Below are 20409 nucleotides of genomic sequence, written 5' to 3' on the forward strand. Positions count from 1 at the left end.
CGGGGGCAGCGCCCTCGGCGGGGTGAGCCGCGCCCCATCGGGCGCCGTGCCGCGGCACGCTCGCGAGTCGCCGCCCGGCCGTGACGACGCCGCTCCGGACCGACTCGTCTCGCCGCATGCGCGAGCGGTCCGGAGCGGGCAGGGCTGATCTAGGCTGGGACGCGTCCGCCGACCTCTGAGAAGGAGCCCGCCCGTGCCCCTCACCAACGCCCAGTTCAACCTGCAGGGACCCGGCGTCGACTACGACCCGCACTGGTATCGCAAGGCCGTCTTCTACGAGGTGCTCGTCCGCGGCTTCGCCGACGGCAACGGGGACGGCTCGGGCGACTTCACGGGCCTCATCGAGCGACTCGACTACCTGCAGTGGCTCGGCATCGACTGCCTCTGGCTCCCGCCGTTCTTCGCCTCCCCGCTGCGCGACGGCGGCTACGACATCTCCGACTACGAGAGCGTGCTCCCGGAGTTCGGGTCGATCACCGACTTCGAGCGCCTGGTCTCCGAGGCCCACCGCCGCGGCATCCGCGTGATCATCGACCTGCCGATGAACCACACGTCCGACAAGCACCCGTGGTTCCTCGAGTCGCGCTCCGACCCCGAGGGGCCCTACGGCGACTTCTACGTGTGGTCGGACACCGACGAGAAGTACTCCGAGGCGCGCATCATCTTCGTCGACACCGAGGAGTCGAACTGGACGTTCGACCCGGTGCGCCGCCAGTTCTTCTGGCACCGCTTCTTCTCCCACCAGCCCGACCTGAACTTCGAGAACCCCAAGGTCCGCGAGGCGATGTTCGACGTCGTCAAGTTCTGGCTCGACAAGGGCATCGACGGCTTCCGCGCCGACGCGATCCCCTACCTCTACGAGGAGGAGGGGACCAACGGCGAGAACCTGCCGCAGACCCACGAGTTCCTCGCCGAGCTGCGTGCCTTCGTCGACACCAACTGGCCGGGGCGCGTCATCATCGCCGAGGCCAACCAGTGGCCCCAGGACGTCGTCGAGTACTTCGGGAGCCCCGACGCCCCCGAGTGCCACATGTGCTTCCACTTCCCCGTCATGCCGCGCCTGTACTACGCCCTGCGCGAGGGCAGCGCCGCCAAGATCATCGACATCCTCGCCGACACCCCCGCGATCCCCGCGGGCGCGCAGTGGGGCACGTTCCTGCGCAACCACGACGAGCTGACGCTCGAGATGGTCACCGGCGAGGAGCGCAGCGCGATGCTCGGCTGGTACGCGCCGGACTCCCGCATGCGGGCGAACATCGGCATCCGGCGCCGCCTCGCCCCGCTCCTGGACAACTCGCGCGCGGAGATCGAGCTGATCCACGCGATGCTGCTGTCCCTGCCCGGCTCCCCGTTCCTGTACTACGGCGACGAGATCGGCATGGGCGACAACATCTGGCTCGAGGACCGCGACGCGGTGCGCACGCCGATGCAGTGGACCCCCGACCGGAACTCCGGCTTCTCCGAGATCACGGACCCCGGCAAGCTGTACCTGCCGGTGATCCAGTCGCTCGTCTACCACTACTCGACGACCAACGTCGAGGCGCAGATGGCGACCTCGAGCTCGCTGCTGAACTATGTGCGCTGGATGCTCGCGATCCGCAAGCAGCACGCGGCGTTCGGGATGGGCGACTACGTCAACGTGCCGGCCGACTCCGAGCGCGTGCTCGCCTTCACCCGCACCTACGACGGCTCCGAGCACGGCGAGGAGGCGGCCTCGCACGCCGAGACGCTGCTGTGCGTCTTCAACCTGTCGGGGCAGCCCGTGACCACCGTGCTCGACCTCAACGCCTATCCGAAGCGGACCGTGCGCGATCTGTTCGGCGGCGGGGAGTTCCCGCGCATCGGCGAGGACGGCCGGGTCACGCTGACGCTCGGCGGCCACGGGTACTTCTGGCTCAAGATCCGTCCGCTGCGCGCCGACGGCGAGCCGGCGACCGAGACCACGGCGATGCCCGCCATCTTCGTGACGGACGAGGAGAGCCAGCCGGCATGAGCCCCACCCGCCGCGACGGGGCCGCTCCCGCCCCTCGCGGCGGAGCCCGGCCTGCGCTGAGGCCCTACGACGACTCCCTGCGCGACGAGCTCGTCGCGGCCGCGACGGCCGCCCTCACCGACGGCGGCCCCGCGGCCCTGAGCGTGCGGGCCCTCGCCCGGGACGCCGGGACCTCGACGCAGGCCGTGTACTCCCTCTTCGGCGGCAAGGAGGGGCTGCTCGACGCGGTGCTCGCGGAGGGGTTCGCCCAGCTCGGCATCGCGCTGGCCTCGGTCGCGCCCGACCCGGATCCGCTGCGGGCCCTCGCCGATCTGGGGCGCGCCTACCGCGCCTGGGCGCACGAGAGCCCGTCGCTCTACGTGGCGATGTTCGCCCCGCGCGGGCGCGGCATCGACGTGGGCGGCCTGCGGGGCGGACGCGACGGCTCGCGCGTGCGGGCCCAGGAGCCCTCGGCGGTGCTCGCCGCGGCGATCGACGGCATGCTCGGGCCCATCCGCGAGCAGGCGGTCCGCGTGGTCGAGCAGGACCGGGTGCACGATCCCTCGTCGGCACGGGCGCGCACCCGCGCCGAGGCGATCGCGCACGCCGGATGGGCCGGCGTGCACGGCTGGGTGCAGCTCGAGCAGCTCCGTCTGCGCCCGCTCGAGCAGCTCCGTCTGCGCCCGGGCTCGGGCGACGGCACCGCGCCGGCCGAGGCGGGCGGCGCATCTCCCGGGGCGGGCGAACGCGCCTTCGAGGCCTACCTCCGCGCGCTCGTGACGGCCGTCGGCACCGGGATCGGCTGAGTCCGCGGGCAGCCGCCCGCGGTCGGTCAGCCGCCCGAGGCGCCGCCCGTGTCCGAGGCGCCGCCGGCATCGGAGGCCCCCGGGAGCGGAGAGCCCTTCTCCCCGAACAGCCGCTGGCCGAACATGGTGTCGGAGGGCCCCACGCCCGGCAGGATCGCGAACAGGCCGCTCGCGACGTGCTGGAGGTACTCGGTCATCGCGTCGGACCGCGTCATGCGGGTGAGGATCGGGTAGAAGCCCGCCCGCGGGTCCCGCACGAAGGCCTGGAAGAACAGGCCCGCCCGGATCTGGCCCAGGGAGTCGCTGCCCTCGGTGTAGTTGTAGCCGCGCCGCAGCATGCGGTGGCCGTCGTTGTTCTCGGGCGAGACGATGCGGATGTGCGCGTCCACGGGGATCGCCTCCGCCCCGCCGTCGCGGGCGGTGTAGTCGGGGGCCGTGAACTCGTCGTCGGAGCTCGTCGGGTCGGCGACCGAGAGCGGCGCCCCGTAGCGCTTGTCGCGTCCGGTGATCTGCTCCTGCTCGATCAGGCGCAGCCGGTCCCACGACTCCAGGCGCATCCGGATCTTGCGGATCGCGAGGTAGGTGCCGCCCGCGAGCCAGTCGCCGCCCTCGTCGCCCTCCTGGACCCACAGGTGGGAGTCGAGCTCGGCGGCGCCGTCCTCGGCCTTGACATTGATGGTGCCGTCCTTGAAGCCGAACAGGTTGCGCGGGGTCTCCTGCCCCGTCGACGTCGAGGAGGTGCGCCCCTGTCCCACCTGGGTCCAGCGCAGGGCGACGGTGCCCATGCCGATGCGGGTGAGGTTGCGGATGGCGTGCACGGCCACCTGGGCGTCGTCGGCGCACGCCTGGATCACGAGGTCGCCGTCGGACTGCTCGGCCTGCAGCGCCTCGTTGGCGAACCGCGGCATGCCCTCGTCCAGGACGCCCGTCGAGCGGGCGGCGAGGCCGAAGCGGTCGACGCCGTCCGCGGTCGTGAACAGCGTCGGCCCCACGCCGACGGTGATCGTGAGGGAGCTGGGCGGGTAGCCCCAGGTCTCGCCCGTGTCGGTGGGCGCCGCCTGCGGGTTGGCCAACGGCTCGCCGCCGACGAGCTCACCGGCGCACATCTGCTGGGCCGCGACGCACCAGTCGCCCATGAGCGAGCGCAGGCGCTCGAGATCGTCGGTCGTGACGTCGAAGGCGGCCGTGAAGAGGTAGTCCTGGGCGGGCGTCGTGATGCCCTGCTGATGGTCGCCGCGGAAAGGATAGGTGCCCTCGAGCAGCTCGTCCTTCGCGCTCGCGCCGCCTCCGGTCAGACGCGAGGCCCCGTAGCCGAGGGCCCCGCCGGCCAGGAGCGAGGCGCCGGCGGCTCCGAACAGGCCCCGGCGACCGATGCCGCGCGAGCGTGCCGCCCCGTGCTCGTCCTCGCCGCGGCTCTTCGCGCCGCCGGCTCCCGCGCGGGCTCCGCTGGGCCGAGCGCCGCCGCCCGTGGGGTCCCCGCCGGATGCCCCTGCGGGGGCCGCCTCGCCGGAGGTGCGGTGCTCGTCGTGCGTGTCAGCCATCATGCTCCCTGCTCAGGAGGCGGTGCGGCCGGTGCCGGGAGCCCGGCCGCACCGTCTCGTCCACCTCAGTGGAGGATCGTCCCGGCGATCTTCGACAGCGACTCGGACAGGGCGTTGACCTTCGTGGAGATCTCCCGCTGCTGCTCGGTGTAGTCGGCGTCGGTCGGCGCCTCGCCGGCGTCCTTCTGGACCGCGGCGATCGTCGAGTAGTCCACGAACTTCGGGCCGCCGTCCGGGGTGGTCCCGTCCTTGTACTTGTCGAGCTCGGTCTGGACGTCCGAGAACTGCTGGTCGATCGTCGAGGCGAGGTCGGCGTCGGCGTTCTCGACCAGCTTCTGCACGTTGCCGTAGGCCACCTGGGCGCCTTCGACGTTGGCCTGGAAGTCGTCGAGGTCGGTGTGGGAGAAGGTGTCCTCCTCGCCCACGATCTTGCCCGTCGCGACCTCGTTCATGAGGGCGCTCGCCCCGTTGACGACATCGGTGAGCTGGACCGCGAACTTCCCGCTCGCGCCCTCGATGTTGCCGTAGACGAGGTCGTAGAGCTTCTGGGTGTTCTCGTTGAGGTTGTCGGCCGCGGCGTGGCGCGCGGCGTCGTCGGCGAAGCGGAACGCGGGGTCGGCGCTGAACAGGTCGGCCTCGATGCGGTGCCAGCCGGTCCACTGGGCGAGCACCGTCGGGTCGGTCACGGCCGTGCCGGCATCGGCGGCGAGGTCCTGGATGCGCAGGTCGAGGGCCACGTCGAGATCGCCGGCCTCCTTGATGCCGAAGGCCTCCGCGGTGGGCTCGATGCGCTCGTAGAACCGGCGACCCTGCGAGAACAGGGACTTGGCGGTGTCCGTGTCGCCCGAGACGTAGGCCTCGGTGAACTGCTGGGTCGCGGTCACCTGCTGGCCCACCTGGTCCTTGATGTAGGCCGTGTAGTTGGTGACCGCGTCGTCCTCGAGCTTCTTGGTGTCCTCGTCGATCGCGACGGCCTCGCCCGGGGTGACGGTGATCTTCGTGAGGCCCACGAGATCGCCGACCATGTTGGGCTTGCACGCGGCGTAGTACTCGCCCTCCTCGAGGGCGGTCGTCAGCTCGACCGAGGTGCCGGGGCCGATGTTCTCCTGCTCGGAGATGATGCGCAGCTTGTCCGAGGCGAGGATCTCGAACTCGTTGGGCGAGGTGCCCTTGTTGGTGACCTTGAAGGTGACCTGCCCGGCGGGGAACGACGTGCTCGAGAGGTCACACGCGTCGTCGCTGATGCTGACCGTGACGGGCCCGCCGGCGGCCTGGGTCCCGCCGCCGTCCGAGGAGCCGGACGAGGAGGGGTTGTCGGTGCAGCCGGCGAGGCCGACGGCCGCCAGGACGGTCGCGGACAGGGCGCCGGTGCGCAGCACGGCGCGGCGGTCGGGAAGGGCGGTCATGAGGTGCTCCTGAGGTGTCGTGCGGAAAGGGACGGGGCGACGAGGGGCGCGCCGGCGCCGGACGGCCGGCGCGGCGGCGGGGTCAGGCGCCGAGGGAGGCGCGCGGGGCGCTCTCGACCGGCGAGCTCGCGGTCCGGGGCCGCGCGGTGCGCGTGCGCAGGACGAAGAGGATCGCGACGGGGATGAAGTAGACGAGCCAGCCGACGGTCTGCAGCACGGTCGGCTGCGCGTTGACCTGGAACATCGCGTTGCCGATCGTGTAGAGCCAGTAGACGGGCGACTGGGAGGTGCCGATCAGCGCGGAGTAGTCCCACGCGTGGTGGCCCCAGCCCGGCAGGACCGAGGCCTCCTGGAGGTCGCCGATCCCGTAGGCCGTGATGCCGGCGGCCACGAGGATCAGGAACGCGCCCGTCCAGGTGAAGAACACGCCCAGGTTCAGCCGCAGCGCGCCGCGGTAGATGAGCAGGCCGAGCACGATCGCGACGGCGAAGCCGACGACGATGCCGGCGGTGGTGGCCCAGATGCTGTTCTCGATCGAGGACTTGACGGTGGCCCAGATGATGAGCGCCGTCTCGATGCCCTCGCGGCCGACGGCGACCATCGCGATGACCACGACGCCCCAGCCGCTGCCGCTGCGCCGCAGCGACTTGTCGAGCTCGGACTCGAGCTGGCCCTTCATCGAGCGGGCGTGCTTGGACATCCAGAAGATCATCCCGGTGGTCAGAGCGACCGCGACGAGCGAGAGGCAACCGCCGAGGATCTCCTGGGCCTGGAAGGTGAGGGTCTTGGGCCCCCACGTGAGGATCACGCCGAGCGCGAGCGGGATGCAGACGGCGATCCCGACGCCCGCCCACAGCTTGGGCAGCACGTCGCGGCGTCCGACCTTGACGAGGTAGGCGACGAGGATGCCGACGACGAGCGAGGCCTCGAGACCTTCGCGCATGGCGATCAGCAGGTTGGGAAAGAACATCGCGTCTCCGGCGCAGCGGGTGCCGGGTCGCCCGGGGGCGTTCGGCGCGGGACCGGCCTGCCCGTGGACGGAGACCGGCCCGCCCGATCCCGGGCGGGGCTCAGCAGGAGGCCCGGTTGGGCCGCTCCCTCACTAAGGTAAGGCGCGCCTCAACGGCTTGTCCATCGTGTCCTTGGCCATGACGGTGCAGGTGAGAGCGTCGACGGGGATGAACGTCCCGACGGCGGCTCGGGATCGGACAGAGCTGGAGACGGGAATCGAACCCGCAACCTACGGTTTACAAGACCGTTGCGCTACCGTTGCGCCACTCCAGCGGGCGGGGAGGATCCCCGCGCGGACCCGTGGCGCGAGCCTGCGGCCCGGCCGTCGATCCTCGGCGATTGTACGGGGCTCAGCTGCCGCCGTCGGAGGCGCCGCCCGCGTCCGAGGCGCTCGAGCCGCCGGCCGCGGCCACCGCGGAGGCGAGCGAGCCGGGCGTGGACCAGTCCGTGAACGGCGTGCCGTCGATGAGCACGTACGGGGTGCCGTTCGTGTCCGTCTTCTTCGCCTCGCCCTCGACGACCTCGTGCAGCCATGAGGCGTGCGTCTTGTCGGTGATGCACTGGCCGACCGTGTCGGAGGCGCCGGCCTGGGTCGCGTAGTCGGTGAGCTGGGCGTTGGTCAGCCCTGCCGAGCCCTCGGCGGGCTGGTTGTCGAACAGCAGGTCCGAGAAGGCCCAGAAGTTCTCGGGGTCGTCGTCCCAGACGCACGCGGCCGCGTTCGCCGCCCGCGTCGAGTAGTCGCCCGTGCTCGAGTTCCCGTCGAGGAACGTGCGGGTGTGCACGTGCAGGGTGATCTCGTCGTTCTGGATCATCGAGTCGAGGTCGTCGCCGTTGATCTGGTGGAACTGGCCGCACACGGGGCACATGTAGTCGAGGTACAGGTCCACGACGGGCTTGTCCTTCCGGGCGCCGATCTCGTAGGACGAGGCGTCGGCGGCCATGCCCGTGGGGGCCGTCACCGGGCCGGCGGGCCGGGTGCTCTGGTAGATCCAGTAGCCGATCCCGAACACGACCACGAGCGCGACGACGGTGATCACGGAGATCACCCCGGTGCGGATGCGCTTCTGGCGCCGCAGCTCGGCCTGCCGTTGGCGGCGCAGCTCCTCACGCTGCGCCTCGCGGCGCTCCTGTGCTGAGCTGGACGATCCGGACGGCGCCATGAAGTCTCCCGGGGTGCTGCGCGTGCGATGGACAGGGTGCCGCAAGGCGGCGCGCACAGTCTACGGGGACGTCCCTGAGCGTCCCCGTGGCGCGGGCGCCATCGCGCCTCGCCGCCAGGGTGGACGTCGGGCGAGAGAGCCGGGCAGGTCGCCACGGTGGGGCGTCGCGGCGTGGCCCCACGCCGTCGCGTCACGCCCTGGCGTCACGCCCTGGCGTCACGCCCTGGCGTCGCGCCGTCACCGTCATCGGGATCGCCTTTTCGGGCGGAATTCCTCGAGAATTCCGCCCGAAAAGGCGATCTCGATGCGCAGGCGGGGAGGACCGACGGCGCCCGAACGTGCGTTCTCGATGGGCAGGCGGGGCAGCGCGTGATGTGCAGGTGCGAACAGCGTGCAGACGGCGGGGAGCGCCCGACGCGCTCGGGTCCTCACGCCCTCCAGGGCAGCAGCTCGTCCAGCCGCGGCCACGAGAAGAAGGGGATGTAGTCGACCTCTCCGCCGCGCGCGAGCGCGGTCGCGATCACGGCGCCCAGCAGCAGCACGAGCAGACCGCCGACCACGAGCGCCCACACGCGGTCCGGCGCGGCGGCGTCGAGCATCCGGTGGGCGCCGTCGCGCGTGGTGCGCCCGCCGATGCCGAACCAGGTCAGCAGCAGCGTCACGGCGACGGCGCCGGCGTAGAGCGCCGAGGCGGGCAGGTCCGTCGCGAGCACGTAGTGGCAGACGGCGTCGACGCTCACGGCGAGCAGCGCGCCCAGGATGAGCGGGAACAGCGCCGTCAGGGCGATCTCGACGAGTCCGAGCGCGAAGCGCGGGAGCGAGGCGAAGCCGGCCCCCCAGGCCGCCCCGGTCCCCTTGCCCCGCGCCCGGCCCGCGGCGACCGTGCGGTGTGAGCGCTCCCAGGTGCGGCTGAGGGCGCCGAGGACCAGGAGCAGGACGAGAGAGACGTAGGGCGCGACGGCGGCGAGCGCCACGAGCACCGCGTGGCCGAGCCAGACGAGCAGGGGGCGTCGCGGCGGCGGCACGGGCAGCGCGTAGCCGCCCGGCGCGAGCGGCTGGCCGCCCGGCCCGTAGCCGTAGGGCGCGGGCTGCGGCGTCAGGGTGGGGTTCGGGGCCACCGCGGGCGCCGGGGAGCGGACGTCCTGGGGCGGATAGCCCTGGGGCGACGGCTGGTAGCCGGGCGCGGCGGGCGCGAAGGCCTCGGGAGCCCGGCGGACGGGGCCGGGATCGGCGCCATACGGCGGAGGCATGTCGTCACGGATCGCGGGCATCACGCGGGTGTCGGCCCGGACGGGCGGGATGACCTCGGTCGCGGGCCCGTCGGCCCCCACCACGGGGAACGCCTCGGTACGGTCTGCCCGGCCCGCCCGCTCCGTGCGCTCGTCCCGCGCGTCGCCCCCGCGCGCATCGCCGCCGACGGCCGGCAGCACCTGGGTGCGATCGGGATCCGCGGCGGGAAGGGCCTGGGTCGCCTCGGCATCGGAGGCGGACGGGGCGACGTGCGGGAGCGCCCGGGTGGCGTCGGCGTCGACGACCGGGAGGGCCTGGGTCGCCGCGGCATCGGAGGCGGGCAGGGCCTGGGTGGCGTCCGCATCGGAGACCGGGAGGGCCTGCGTGGCGTCCGCCTCGCGACGCGGGAGCGCCTCGGTGGCCTCGCCGCCGCGCAGCGCCTGGGTCGCGTCCGCGTCCCCTGCGGCGCCCGCCGCGAAGGCCGCGGTGGGGGCGCCGGCGACGGGGAGCGCCTGGGTGCGGTCCGGGTCGCCCGCCGCGAGCGCCTCGGTCGGACCGGGATCGTCGAAGCGCTCGAGGTCGATGCCCTCGAGCCGCGCGAGCAGGTCGGCGGGGTCCTCGCGCCGCTGGGGATCGGCGCGCAGGGCGTCGCGCAGCCACCCGGCGAGCTCGGTCGGGAGGCCGTCGACGTCGAGCTCGCCGCGGTCGGCCCGGAAGAAGACGATCTCCGCGCGCCCGGATCCGAAGGGCTCGCGGCCGGTCGCGGCGAAGGCGAGCACGGCGGCCCACGACCACCAGTCCGAGGCGGTCGAGGTGATGTTGGTGCGCGCCACCTCGGGGTCGAGGTAGGCGGCGGTCCCCATCACGAGCCCCGTGGAGGTCAGGCGGGACTGCTCGGCGGCCTGGGCGATGCCGAAGTCGATGATGACGGGGTCGAGCCCGGGCCCGTCGGGGTCGTACTGCGTGAGGTCCTCCACTTGGGCGCGGCGCAGCAGGATGTTGGAGGGCTTGAGGTCGCGGTGCACGATGCCGGCGGCATGGATGTCGCGCAGGGTCTCCCCCAGCACGATCCCGATCTCGCGGACCGCCTCGGGATGCAGGGCGCCGTGCTCGCGCACCGCGTCCTCGAGGGTCGGGCCGGGCACGAAGTCCGTGACCACGAAGGCCTCGGGCGACTCGAGCTCGGCGTCCAGGACGCGCACGATGTTCTCGTGGCGCACGCGCTGCTGGGCCGCGACCTCGCGCTCGAGGCGCTCGCGGGCACGGGGGTCGTCCGCGATCTCGGGGCGCAGGAGCTTGATGGCGACGTCACGGCCGTCGGCGTCGCGCGCACGGTAGACGATGCCCATGCCGCCCGCGCCGATCCGGGAGATCACCTCGTACCCGGACTCCTCGGCGAGCATGCGCAGGCGGGGATCGCGCTGGACGGCGCGCGCGGGCGAAGACGAGGAGGACGGTTCCGTCATGCTCGTCATGCTAGACGGGGCATCGTCACGGGGAGTCCGTCCACGGTCGGACCCCGCTTGCCCCCTATACCCCCTAGGGGTATTGTCGTCGTCGATGGCGACCGGAGCCCCGGCCACCCACGGACGATCCAGGAGGACCTCATGACCACGAGCACCTACGGCATCACCGGCCTCACCTGCGGGCACTGCGCGAGCGCCGTCACCGAGGAGGTCTCGGAGATCGACGGGGTCACCGAGGCGAACGTCGAGCTGGTCGCGGGCGGCACCTCGTCGCTCACCGTCACCTCCGCCGCACCTCTCGCGCGCGAGGATCTGGTCGCGGCGATCGCCGAGGCCGGAGAGGCCTACGAGCTCGCCGATGACTGACACCCTGCACCGCCCCGCCGGGGCCCCGGGCGAGCAGCCCGCGACCGGAACCCGCCGCGTCGATCTCGACGTGTCGGGCATGACGTGCGCGAGCTGCGTCGCGCGCGTCGAGAAGAAGCTGCGCCGCGAGGGCGCGACCGAGGCGGCGGTGAACCTCGCGCTCGAGCGGGCCACCGTCGTGGTCGACGCCGACGGACCGACCGACGAGCAGCTCGTCGCGGCCGTCGAGAAGGGCGGCTACGGCGCCCGGGTGCGCGACGACGCGGCGCAGCTCGCCCCGGGCGTCGATCCGGGCGCCGACAGCGCCGCGCGCGCCGACGCCGAGCAGCACGACGCCCTGCGCCGCACCCTCGTCTCGGCCGCCTTCAGCGTGCCGATCGTCGTGCTGTCGATGATCCCGCCGCTGCAGTTCCCCGGCTGGCAGTGGGTCGTGCTCGTCCTGGCCACGCCGGTCGTCGTGTACTGCGCGTGGCCCTTCCACCGGGCCGCCGCGATCAACCTCCGCCACGGCGGCACCACCATGGACACCCTCGTCTCGCTCGGGGTGTCGGCCGCCTATCTGTGGTCCCTCTGGGCGCTGCTGTTCGGGGGCGCCGGCATGATCGGCATGCGGATGGACTTCTCGCTCACGCCCGCGCTCGCGGGCGGGCACCACGAGGTCTACTTCGAGTCCGCCGCGGTGGTCACGACCCTGATCCTGCTGGGGCGGTGGGCGCAGGCCCGCGCCGTGCACCGTTCGGCCGAGGCGCTGCGCGCGCTCATCGACCTCGGAGCCAAGGACGCCACGATCCTCGATCTGGACCCCGACGGCCGCACGGTCGAGCGCACCGTGCCGATCGGGCAGGTGCGCGTCGGCGATGTCTTCGTCGTCCGGCCGGGCGAGAAGATCGCGACCGACGGCGTCGTCGTCGCCGGCTCGAGCGCCGTGGACCGCTCGATGCTCACGGGCGAGAGCATGCCCGAGGAGGTCACGGTCGGGGACGACGTCGCCGGAGCGACGGTCAACGCCGACGGGCGCCTCGAGGTGCGGGCGACGCACGTCGGCGCCGACACCCAGTTGGCGCACATCGCGCGGCTCGTCGAGCACGCCCAGACCTCCAAGGCGCCCGTGCAGCGCCTCGTCGACCGCATCAGCTCGGTATTCGTGCCGATCGTGATCGTGCTCGCGATCCTCACCCTCGTCGGCTGGCTCGTCACCGGGCACGGGGCCGAGCAGGCGTTCACGGCCGCCGTCGCGGTGCTGATCATCGCGTGCCCGTGCGCCCTGGGCCTGGCCACCCCCACCGCGATCATGGTGGGGACGGGCCGCGGGGCGGAGCTGGGCGTGCTGATCCGCTCGGCCGAGGCCCTCGAGGCCACCCGGGAGGTGCGCACGATCGTGCTCGACAAGACGGGCACCCTGACCACCGGGACCATGGCGGTCGAGTCCGTGACCGTGCTCGACGACGCCCGGCGCGCCGAGGTCCTGGCCCTCGCCGCCGCCGTCGAGCGCGGCAGCGAGCACCCGATCGCGCGGGCCGTCCTCGACGCCGCCGAGGCGGACGACGCCGCGGCCGGGCGTCTGCGCGCGCTCACGGCCACCGAGACCACCGCCCAGGCCGGGGCCGGCGTGCGGGCCCAGGTGGACGACGGCGCCGCGGTGCGCGCCGTCGAGGTGCGCCGGGCCGACGAGACCGACGCCCTCCCCCGACGCCTCGCGGACGCGGTCGCCGCGGCCGGGCGCACGGGGTCGACGGTGTGCACGGTGCTCGTGGACGGGGTCGTGAGCGGCGTGATCGCCCTCGGCGACACGGTCCGGCCCGAGACCCCGGCCGCCCTCGACGCGCTGCGCGCCTTGGGCATCCGCCCGGTGCTCGCGACCGGGGACTCCCCCGCCGCCGCGCGGGCCGTCGCCGCCGAGCTCGGCATCGAGGAGGTCCACGCGCGCGTCACGCCCGAGGACAAGCTGCACCTGGTCGAGACGTTGCAGCGTGAGGGCACGGGGCAGGTCGCGATGGCCGGGGACGGCATCAACGACACCGCGGCCCTCGCCCGCGCCGACCTCGGCATCGCCATGGGCTCGGGCACGGACGCGGCCATGGCCAGCGGCGACATCGTGGCCTCCGACGGCTCGATCGCGAGCGTGCCGACCGCGATCCGTCTGGCCCGCGCGACCCTGCGCACGATCCGCTGGAACCTGTTCTGGGCGTTCGTCTACAACGTGATCGCGATCCCGCTCGCGATGCTGGGGCTGCTGGGCCCCCTCGTGGCGGGCGCCGCCATGGCGTTCTCGAGCGTGTTCGTCGTGAGCAACTCGCTGCGCCTGCGCCGCTTCCGCTGAGCCGCGCCGCGCACCGGGCGCCGCACGCCCGGTGCGCGGCAGGACTCCCGGTGCACGGCGGGCACGCCGATGCACGGTGGGCACAGGCGAGATCCCCGCCACCACTGTGCGAGGATCGGGACTGCCGCTCCCGGGCGCACGCCCCGGAGATGTACGTTCCGCACCTTCGAGGGGATCGCCATGCGCAGCAACCTGTTCGACGCCAGCAACCGGGAGAAGCAGACCACGGACCGGTGGACCCTGCAGTCCCCCAAGCTCCTGCGCTGCGCGCTGACTCCGCAGTCCCCCGAGATCATCGCCTCGGCGGGCGCCATGGTCGCCTACCAGGGCCAGATGGACTTCTCCTACCAGGGCTCGGGCGGCGGGATGAAGCTGCTCAAGAAGATGGCGACGGGCGAGGGCGCGAACATGATGCGCACGCGCGGCAACGGCGAGGTGTTCTACGCCCGCCGCGCCCACGACATCTTCCTGCTGCAGCTCGAGGGCGACGCGCTCACCCTCAACACCTCGAACATGCTCGCCTTCGACGCCTCGATCCAGTGGGACATCCGTTCCCTGGGCGGCGCGGGCATCATGGCCGGCGGCCTGTTCAACCTGCTGCTGCAGGGCCACGGCATGGTCGCCGTGACCTCCGATGGGCCGCCCATGCTGCTGGACTGCTCGCAGCAGCCCACCTACGTCGACCCGCAGGCCGCGGTGTGCTGGTCCGCGAACCTGCAGCCGCAGCTCAAGAACGACTTCAAGTTCGGTTCCCTCATCGGTCGCGGCTCCGGCGAGTCGTTCCAGCTGGCCTTCCACGGCCCCGGCTTCGTCGTGGTCCAGCCGTCCGAGGGCCTGCCCACGGGACAGGCCGGCTGAGGCGCGGGCGAGGCGCTCAGCCGCCGCCCCGACGGCCCGGCGCCCGGTCCCCGACCGAGCTCGAGCCGGGCACCCGGGACCTCGATCCCCCACGCGCTCGCGGGCCACGACCTAGACTTCTGGGGTCATGAAGCCCGGCGCGCCGACGCGCCCTGGAGGCTCCGACCCTTGTGATCGTGCCCGCGCGGCGGCTTCGTGCGTCCCTCGCCCCTGCCCTTACGGGCCCGTCGAAAGCCGCTTCCTCCCATGACTGACCTCTCCTCCAAACTCGTCATCCCCACCCCGGCCGCCATGGCCGCGGCGACGGAGGACGCGATGCTCGCCAAGGCCACCAAGCCCTGGTTCGAGATGTTCCTGCTGTCCCTGACCGGCGGCGCGTTCATCGCGCTGGGCTTCATCTTCTTCGTGACCTCGCAGCAGGGCCTCGGCGCCCCCTTCCCGGTCGGCCCGGCCAAGGTGCTCGGCGGCGTCGTCTTCAGCGTCGGCCTGATGCTCGTGGTCGTGTCAGGCTCGGACCTGTTCACCGGCACCACGATGACCGTGATGCCGCTGCTGTCCAAGCGCCTCGGCGCCGGTCGCTGGCTCGGCCACTGGGTCGTGTCGCTCGTCGGCAACTTCATCGGCTCCGTCGTGGTCGCCCTGCTCGTGCTGTGGGCCGGCACCCCGTCGTCCAACAAGAGCGCCTGGGGCCTGGTGGTCCTCAACGCCACGCTCGGCAAGGTCACGCTGACCTGGGGCCACGCGTTCTTCCTCGCCATCCTCGCCAACTTCGCCGTGTGCCTCGCGGTGTGGATGGCGAACTCCGGCCGCTCCACCGCCGACAAGATCCTCGCGATCGTCGGCCCCATCGCCCTGTTCGTGGCGAGCGGCTTCGAGCACTCCGTGGCCAACATGTTCATGCTGCCGATGGGCTGGCTCGTCAAGAACTTCGCGCCCGACTCCTTCTGGCAGGGCGAGGCGATCACGAAGGCCGGCGTGACGCTGGAGACCTTCGCCGCCATCACGCCCGGCGCGATCGTGTTCGACAACCTGATCCCGGTCATCCTGGGCAACATCGTCGGCGGCGCGGTCTTCGTGGGCGTCTACTTCTGGGCCTGCTACATCCGCCCGGCCCGCAAGGCGGCCGCCGAGGCCCCGGCCGCGGTGGCCGACACCGAGGCGACGCCCGGCCGCTGAGCGGCGAGCGCACCCGACCCCTCGCGATGAGCCCGCTCGCGGACCGCAGATCGCCGATCACGGTCCACGGGCGGGCTCGTCCGTGCCATCCTCACCACCGTCGATCCCGCGGGCCGCGCCCCTCTGCGCGCTCGTCCCTGCGTACCACGCCCCGTCCGCATCGTCGCCCCTCGTCGTGCTCCTGGCGGGTCCTGCCGCGGGCGGGAAGCACCGCCCCCGCCCCTCCACCCCGCTCTCCTCGCGCTCCCCATCCTTCACGTGACCCTCACCGCGTCCGTCGCCCGCGACCGGCTCCTGCGGCAATTTCGCGTATAGGCTGGGACGTAATTCCGCGTCCGGACCCAGGCCCCGGCACCGAGCAGCGCGCCGCGTGCGCCGCAGCCGGCCGTCGCCTCGGACCGGGCGCGTGACCATGCCGCCATCGGCGCCGGGACCCTCGGCGCCCAGAACAACCCGAGGTGAGATGTTCTCCCCCCAGCCGTTCCGACTTGCCGTCATCGGAGCCGGGCCCGCCGGCGTCTACGCCGCCGAGACCCTCGCACGCACGCCGGAGGTGAAGTCCGGCGAGCTCGAGGTCGAGTGCGACATCTTCGACGCGCTCCCCACACCCTTCGGCCTCATCCGCTACGGCGTCGCGCCCGACCACCCGCGCATCAAGGGCATCATCACGGCCCTGCACCGGATCCTCGGCCGCGGCGACATCCGCTTCATCGGCGACGTCGAGTTCGGGACCGACCTGACCTTCGAGGAGCTGCACGAGCGCTACGACGCGGTCATCTTCGCGACCGGCGCGCTCAAGGACGCCGATCTCGACGTCCCCGGCATCGACCTCGAGGGCTCCTTCGGCGCCGCGGACTTCGTGGCGTGGTACGACGGGAACCCCGACTACCCGCGCACGTGGCCGCTCACGGCCGAGCACGTCGCGATGATCGGCAACGGCAACGTCGCCCTCGACGCCGCCCGCATGCTCTCGAAGTCGGCCGACGAGCTGCTGCGCACCGAGATCCCCGCCAACGTGTACGAGGGGCTCCAGGACGCGGCTACGACCGATGTGCACGTGTTCGGGCGTCGCGGTCCGGCGCAGACCAAGTTCTCCCCGCTCGAGACCCGCGAGCTGGCCCATCCGCGCGGCGTCCAGATCGTGCTGGACCCGCGCGACTTCGAGCAGATCACCGACGCCGAGCGCGAGGTCATCCGCGCCGACAAGCGCACCGACCAGATCTTCGCGACCTTCGAGGGCTGGCTCGCCGAGCAGCAGCGCCGCGAGGCCGCCGGCGATGAGCCCACCGACGCGCACGGCGGGCCCGTGCAGCGCCGCCTCCACCTGCACTTCTGGCACCGGCCCGTCGAGGTCCTCGGCGAGGACGGCACGGTCGTCGGCATGCGTTTCGAGCGCACCCGGCTCGACGACGGCGGGGCCCTGGTGGGCACCGGCGAGATGGTCGACTACGACCTCGGCGCCGTGTACCGCGCCGTCGGCTACCACGGCTCCGAGCTGCCCGGCGTGCCCTACGATCCGCGCCGCGGCGTCATCACGAACGAGGCCGGCCGCGTGACCCGCGGCGTCGGCGAGCCCATCCCCGGCGTGTACGCCAACGGCTGGATCAAGCGCGGCCCGGTGGGTCTGATCGGCGCGACCAAGTCCGACGCCGTCGAGACGATCAGCTCGCTCATGACCGACATCAAGGACGGCGTGCTCACGCCGGCCGTCGACCGCGACGCGGACTCGGTGCTGCGCCTGCTGGACGACAAGGGCGTCGCCTACACGACGTGGGACGGGTGGATGGCGCTCGACGCGCACGAAGTGGCCCGCGGGGCCGCCGCGACCGATGCCGACGGCGAGCCCCGCCCCCGCATCAAGGTCGTCGAGCGCGAGGACATGGTGCAGGTGGCCCGCGACGGCATGAAGGAGACCGCCGACAGCAGGAGCTGACACCGCAGTCGCGACCCCCGGGCCGGGGCGTCCGGGCATCGGGGCCGGATCGGATCGCCGCTCAGCGCTGCTCGCGAGCGGCGATCACGAGCGCCACGACCATCGCGACCACGACGGCGGGGATCGGCATCGCCCAGAACCATCGGGGGTCGTACGCGCCCGGCGTCAGCAGCTGCGGGAACGACCATGCGGACGCCACGGTGCCGACGGAACACGAGACCGCCACCGTCAGGATCCACGCCGTCGCGTGCGGGAGGACCACGCGCACACGCTGCCAGCGCGAGGGGGCGAAGAGCTCGACGGCCTCGCGCAGGGGACGCTGGTGCGCGGCGAGCATGAGCGACGACAGGATGGCCACGGCCAGGGTTGCGAGGGCTGCGAACGCGCTGTACGTGAAGGCCGTCGTGGTCTGCTGGAGCCGATCGGTGGAGTTGCTCTCCGAGACGAACGCGTAGCCGCTCCGGGTCAGCACATCGGAGCGGAAATCGTTGCGTTCATCGTCCGGAAACACGGTGAAGTCGGGAATGTAGACCTCGACGCCCTGATCGGAGGGCACGATGCCGATCGCAGCGGCGTCGGCCGAGTCCGCCGGGAGGATGACAGCAGGGAGCACGTTCCCGCCGATGGCGGAGGAGCGGTGCGCGACGGTGAGTTCACCCGTCGACTGCACACGACCGTTCGCCGGTTCGAAGAAGACGATGGGCACGGAGGTCACGCCGGGCGGAACCAGGACCGTGCTGACCGTCCCCGCGAGGTCGGAGCCGGGACCGGATGACGGCGCAAAGGCGATGAGCTGTAGATAGCCTTCAGATTCAGCGTCCTGGCCCGAGCCCACCGCACTCGCGAAGCACGCGATGTCCTCCGGGGTGGTCGCTCGTGCTTGCGCCGCCGAGTCGTCGGGCCAGCGGAGGACGATGCCTTCCCTCATGATGTCGGGATATGTGGCCCGGAGGTAGGCGACGTCCTGCGAGGTCAGGTACTCCACATCGAGGAACCCGGCGTGCGGGTCGAGGGTCTTCTGGGAGGTGACGTCCGCGACGAGCCCTGCGGAGCCAAAGCTCGTGATCAGGCACAGCAGCGCGGCCGAGGCGAGGGGGACGAGGTGGGCCGGGCTCGCCGGGAAAGCAGCACGCTGATGGATCGGCGTGGAGCGCAGCCACGGGAGCCGCAGGACGAACAGGGGAAGCGTGAGGGCGAGGAGCGCGAAGCCGAAGAAGTGTCCGTCGAGCAGCACCTGCGCGAGACGGACGGCGATGAGGGCAAGGGCGAGCACCACCCCCGCCCCGGCTGCGACGCACGTCCATCGGCGAGCACGCCTGGACAGCACGACCTCCTGGGCGACCGGAGACTGGAGCCGTCGCCGGGTCGCGAGGACCAGAGTGCAGGCGAGCGCGAGAACGTATATCCGAGCACGAATGCGGCGGCGATCGCGGGCCCGCCCCAGTGCAGGGTGCCGATGCCCAGGGCGATGCCGACGGCGGCGCCGAGCACCGGCAGCGCGAGGAGCGCGCCGGCGGCGGTGACGAGCGCTCCCCCGGCCGACTGACCGGCGCCTTCGAGCGCCTCGCGCACCGGGCCGAGTCTCGTGACGACCACGCTGAGCACGCCCGCCGGGGCGGCTGCGGCGAGCACGAAGGCGAAGAGCTCGATCGGGCGCAGGGCACCCAACACCCTGCTCTGGGCTTCGCGTCGCGCTCTGTCCTCGGCCTGGTCGCGGGTGACGATGTGCAGGTTCGCGGACTGCACGTCGGCCTGCAGGGTGCCATCGGTGGCAGCCGGGTTGGTGTCACCCACCCAGGCCTGGGCGCGCTCTCCCACGTCGTCGGCGCGCGAGACCGCGACGGCCAGGACCTCGTCCCGCGCCGCAGGGTTCACGGTGATGCCGGTGACGGTGTACGGGGCGTGGCCGAGCTCGGCGTCCATCGCATCGAGCACGACCTCGCCTCCGACGCTCGCGCCGAGCTGCTACGCCGTGGCTGTCGAGAGGGAGACCTCGCCCGGCGCGGCAGGGCGACGCCCCTGGATCACCTGTCCGAACCGGGAGGCACCCGAGAGCTCACGCACGGTCCCGGTCGTGGCGCGACCCCCGTCCACGGAGCCGATCGCCCCATGCGCCGTGACCACGGCCGTGAACTCACCCGTGTCCGTCCCGCCCTCGAAGACGGCCCGGCTGGCGTCGTCCCCGCCGCCGAACTGATAGCCATAGTCGCCGAAGGTCGAGGCAGCCCCGTCCTCGACGGCGTCCAGATACCGCTGCGAGCCGCCCAGCAGGAGGAAGGAGCCCAAGGAGAGGACAGCTGTCATGAGCAGCAGGAGCACCGCGGTGCCCGGGGCGTTGCGGGCAGCACCGAGCGCGACGCGGGTGCGGATGCTCATGCGGCGGACACCAGGGAGCGCTCCTCCAGGCGGAGCAGCACGTCGGCATGCGCGGCGACGAGCGGGTCGTGGGTCGCGATCACCACGAGGATGCCGAGGTCGTGGGCGAGGTCGCCGACTAAGGTGGCGATCGCGTCCATCGCCCCGGGGTCGAGCGCACCGGTGGGCTCGTCCGCGAGCAGGACCTCCGGGGAGCCGACGAGGGCGCGGGCGATCGCCACGCGCTGCTGCTCGCCGCCCGAGAGCGAGTCCGTGCGCGCCCCGGCACGATCGGACAGTCCGAGACGCTCCAGGAGCTGGGCCGCACGGTCCGGCTCGTCGTGCAGGGTGTGGGCGATCTCCTGCGGGAGCTGCACGTTCTCGAGCGCCGTCAGGAACGGGACGAGCCGGTACTCCTGGAAGATCCGCGCGATCACGGGCGGCGGGGCCGTCGTCTCCGAGCTCTTCGACGTCTTCGCGCCCTTCGACCGGGCCCGTGCAACGGAAGCCCGTGGCGCCGAGCCGTTCACGAGCACCGTGCCCGCGCTCGGGGTGAGCTCGCCCGAGGCGAGCCGGAAGAGCGTGGTCTTCCCGGAGCCGCTCGGACCCATCACGGCATAGACGCGACCGGCCTCCAGGTCGATCGTGACGTCGTCGAAGATGATGCGGGGCGTGTCCCCGTCGTCGAAGGCGAACGAGACGTCGCGCAGATGAAGACCCACGGCCCAGCTCCCTCGATGCGGCCACGGAGCCGAACGCTCCCGGTGAGGGGATGCGACTCACTCCCGACGGGGCAGTGATCGGCGAGC

Annotated in this window: 15 protein-coding genes and 1 tRNA gene; 7 read left to right on the forward strand and 9 right to left on the reverse strand. The window is 72.6% G+C overall.

Going from position 1 to position 20409, the window contains the following annotated elements; all coding sequences use genetic code 11:
• Window positions 1-193: 193 nt before the first annotated feature.
• On the forward strand, window positions 194-1993 hold the full coding sequence (gene treS, locus BRM3_RS01865; RefSeq protein WP_263594416.1) for a maltose alpha-D-glucosyltransferase: 1800 nt from the start codon (window positions 194-196) through the stop codon (window positions 1991-1993).
• A complete protein-coding gene (locus tag BRM3_RS01870; protein WP_263594417.1) occupies window positions 1990-2778 on the forward strand; it encodes a TetR/AcrR family transcriptional regulator in 789 nt (262 codons plus the stop codon). The genes treS and BRM3_RS01870 overlap by 4 nt, the downstream gene beginning before the upstream one ends.
• A gap of 26 nt (window positions 2779-2804) precedes the next feature.
• Here the strand turns inward: BRM3_RS01870 and BRM3_RS01875 are convergent, their stop codons facing one another.
• From BRM3_RS01875 to BRM3_RS01900, 6 genes are all read right to left on the reverse strand, one after another.
• The gene (locus BRM3_RS01875) at window positions 2805-4319 is read right to left on the reverse strand and encodes a Dyp-type peroxidase (protein ID WP_263594418.1); all 1515 of its coding nucleotides are present in this window, start codon (window positions 4317-4319) and stop codon (window positions 2805-2807) included.
• Between the two features lie 65 nt (window positions 4320-4384).
• On the reverse strand, window positions 4385-5725 hold the full coding sequence (gene efeO, locus BRM3_RS01880) for an iron uptake system protein EfeO (protein ID WP_263594419.1): 1341 nt from the start codon (window positions 5723-5725) through the stop codon (window positions 4385-4387).
• Between the two features lie 82 nt (window positions 5726-5807).
• Window positions 5808-6695, reverse strand: coding sequence for an iron uptake transporter permease EfeU (gene efeU, locus BRM3_RS01885; RefSeq protein ID WP_263594420.1), 888 nt, complete (start codon window positions 6693-6695; stop codon window positions 5808-5810).
• Between the two features lie 242 nt (window positions 6696-6937).
• Window positions 6938-7009 (reverse strand) — tRNA-Thr (locus BRM3_RS01890).
• A 77-nt stretch (window positions 7010-7086) separates the two neighbouring features.
• On the reverse strand, window positions 7087-7896 hold the full coding sequence (locus BRM3_RS01895; protein ID WP_263594421.1) for a DsbA family protein: 810 nt from the start codon (window positions 7894-7896) through the stop codon (window positions 7087-7089).
• A gap of 428 nt (window positions 7897-8324) precedes the next feature.
• Window positions 8325-10592, reverse strand: a complete 2268-nt coding sequence (locus BRM3_RS01900; protein ID WP_263594422.1) for a serine/threonine-protein kinase — start codon at window positions 10590-10592, stop codon at window positions 8325-8327.
• Window positions 10593-10733: 141 nt separating this feature from the next.
• Here BRM3_RS01900 and BRM3_RS01905 point away from each other — a divergent pair, with 141 nt between their 5' ends.
• From BRM3_RS01905 to BRM3_RS01925, 5 genes are all read left to right on the forward strand, one after another.
• Entirely contained in the window at window positions 10734-10958 is a 225-nt protein-coding gene (locus BRM3_RS01905; RefSeq protein WP_263594423.1) for a heavy-metal-associated domain-containing protein, read from the forward strand.
• Window positions 10951-13278: a heavy metal translocating P-type ATPase gene (locus tag BRM3_RS01910; RefSeq protein ID WP_263594424.1), complete on the forward strand. Its 2328-nt coding sequence runs from the start codon at window positions 10951-10953 to the stop codon at window positions 13276-13278. The genes BRM3_RS01905 and BRM3_RS01910 overlap by 8 nt, the downstream gene beginning before the upstream one ends.
• Window positions 13279-13458: 180 nt before the next feature.
• Window positions 13459-14136 (forward strand): AIM24 family protein, encoded by a 678-nt coding sequence (locus BRM3_RS01915; protein ID WP_263594425.1) that lies wholly within the window; start codon window positions 13459-13461, stop codon window positions 14134-14136.
• Between the two features lie 246 nt (window positions 14137-14382).
• Window positions 14383-15312: a formate/nitrite family transporter gene (locus tag BRM3_RS01920; RefSeq protein ID WP_263594426.1), complete on the forward strand. Its 930-nt coding sequence runs from the start codon at window positions 14383-14385 to the stop codon at window positions 15310-15312.
• Between the two features lie 463 nt (window positions 15313-15775).
• Window positions 15776-17245 (forward strand): FAD-dependent oxidoreductase, encoded by a 1470-nt coding sequence (locus BRM3_RS01925; RefSeq protein ID WP_263594427.1) that lies wholly within the window; start codon window positions 15776-15778, stop codon window positions 17243-17245.
• Window positions 17246-17306: 61 nt separating this feature from the next.
• Here BRM3_RS01925 and BRM3_RS01930 read toward each other — a convergent pair whose 3' ends face one another.
• The 3 genes from BRM3_RS01930 to BRM3_RS01940 all read right to left on the reverse strand — a co-directional run bounded on the left by BRM3_RS01930 (window position 17307) and on the right by BRM3_RS01940 (window position 20322).
• On the reverse strand, window positions 17307-18518 hold the full coding sequence (locus BRM3_RS01930; RefSeq protein ID WP_263594428.1) for a hypothetical protein: 1212 nt from the start codon (window positions 18516-18518) through the stop codon (window positions 17307-17309).
• A gap of 692 nt (window positions 18519-19210) precedes the next feature.
• Window positions 19211-19621, reverse strand: a complete 411-nt coding sequence (locus BRM3_RS01935; protein ID WP_263594429.1) for a hypothetical protein — start codon at window positions 19619-19621, stop codon at window positions 19211-19213.
• Window positions 19618-20322 (reverse strand): ABC transporter ATP-binding protein, encoded by a 705-nt coding sequence (locus BRM3_RS01940; RefSeq protein ID WP_263594430.1) that lies wholly within the window; start codon window positions 20320-20322, stop codon window positions 19618-19620. Before BRM3_RS01940 ends, BRM3_RS01935 begins: the two co-directional genes overlap by 4 nt.
• Between the last annotated feature and the right edge of the window lie 87 nt (window positions 20323-20409).

Origin of the sequence: Brachybacterium huguangmaarense (assembly GCF_025725725.1) — a bacterium.
GTDB classification, from domain to species: domain Bacteria; phylum Actinomycetota; class Actinomycetes; order Actinomycetales; family Dermabacteraceae; genus Brachybacterium; species Brachybacterium huguangmaarense.

Excerpts from the sequence above, each read along its gene's own strand:
- BRM3_RS01895 (WP_263594421.1), bottom strand. The coding sequence starts at position 7,896 with ATGGCGCCGTCCGGATCGTCCAGCTCAGCACAGGAGCGCCGCGAGGCG.
- BRM3_RS01915 (WP_263594425.1), top strand. The coding sequence starts at position 13,459 with ATGCGCAGCAACCTGTTCGACGCCAGCAACCGGGAGAAGCAGACCACG.
- BRM3_RS01900 (WP_263594422.1), bottom strand. The coding sequence starts at position 10,592 with ATGACGGAACCGTCCTCCTCGTCTTCGCCCGCGCGCGCCGTCCAGCGC.
- BRM3_RS01870 (WP_263594417.1), top strand. The coding sequence starts at position 1,990 with ATGAGCCCCACCCGCCGCGACGGGGCCGCTCCCGCCCCTCGCGGCGGA.
- BRM3_RS01905 (WP_263594423.1), top strand. The coding sequence starts at position 10,734 with ATGACCACGAGCACCTACGGCATCACCGGCCTCACCTGCGGGCACTGC.
- BRM3_RS01910 (WP_263594424.1), top strand. The coding sequence starts at position 10,951 with ATGACTGACACCCTGCACCGCCCCGCCGGGGCCCCGGGCGAGCAGCCC.
- BRM3_RS01935 (WP_263594429.1), bottom strand. The coding sequence starts at position 19,621 with ATGAGCATCCGCACCCGCGTCGCGCTCGGTGCTGCCCGCAACGCCCCG.
- BRM3_RS01925 (WP_263594427.1), top strand. The coding sequence starts at position 15,776 with ATGTTCTCCCCCCAGCCGTTCCGACTTGCCGTCATCGGAGCCGGGCCC.
- efeU (WP_263594420.1), bottom strand. The coding sequence starts at position 6,695 with ATGTTCTTTCCCAACCTGCTGATCGCCATGCGCGAAGGTCTCGAGGCC.
- BRM3_RS01920 (WP_263594426.1), top strand. The coding sequence starts at position 14,383 with ATGACTGACCTCTCCTCCAAACTCGTCATCCCCACCCCGGCCGCCATG.
- efeO (WP_263594419.1), bottom strand. The coding sequence starts at position 5,725 with ATGACCGCCCTTCCCGACCGCCGCGCCGTGCTGCGCACCGGCGCCCTG.
- BRM3_RS01875 (WP_263594418.1), bottom strand. The coding sequence starts at position 4,319 with ATGGCTGACACGCACGACGAGCACCGCACCTCCGGCGAGGCGGCCCCC.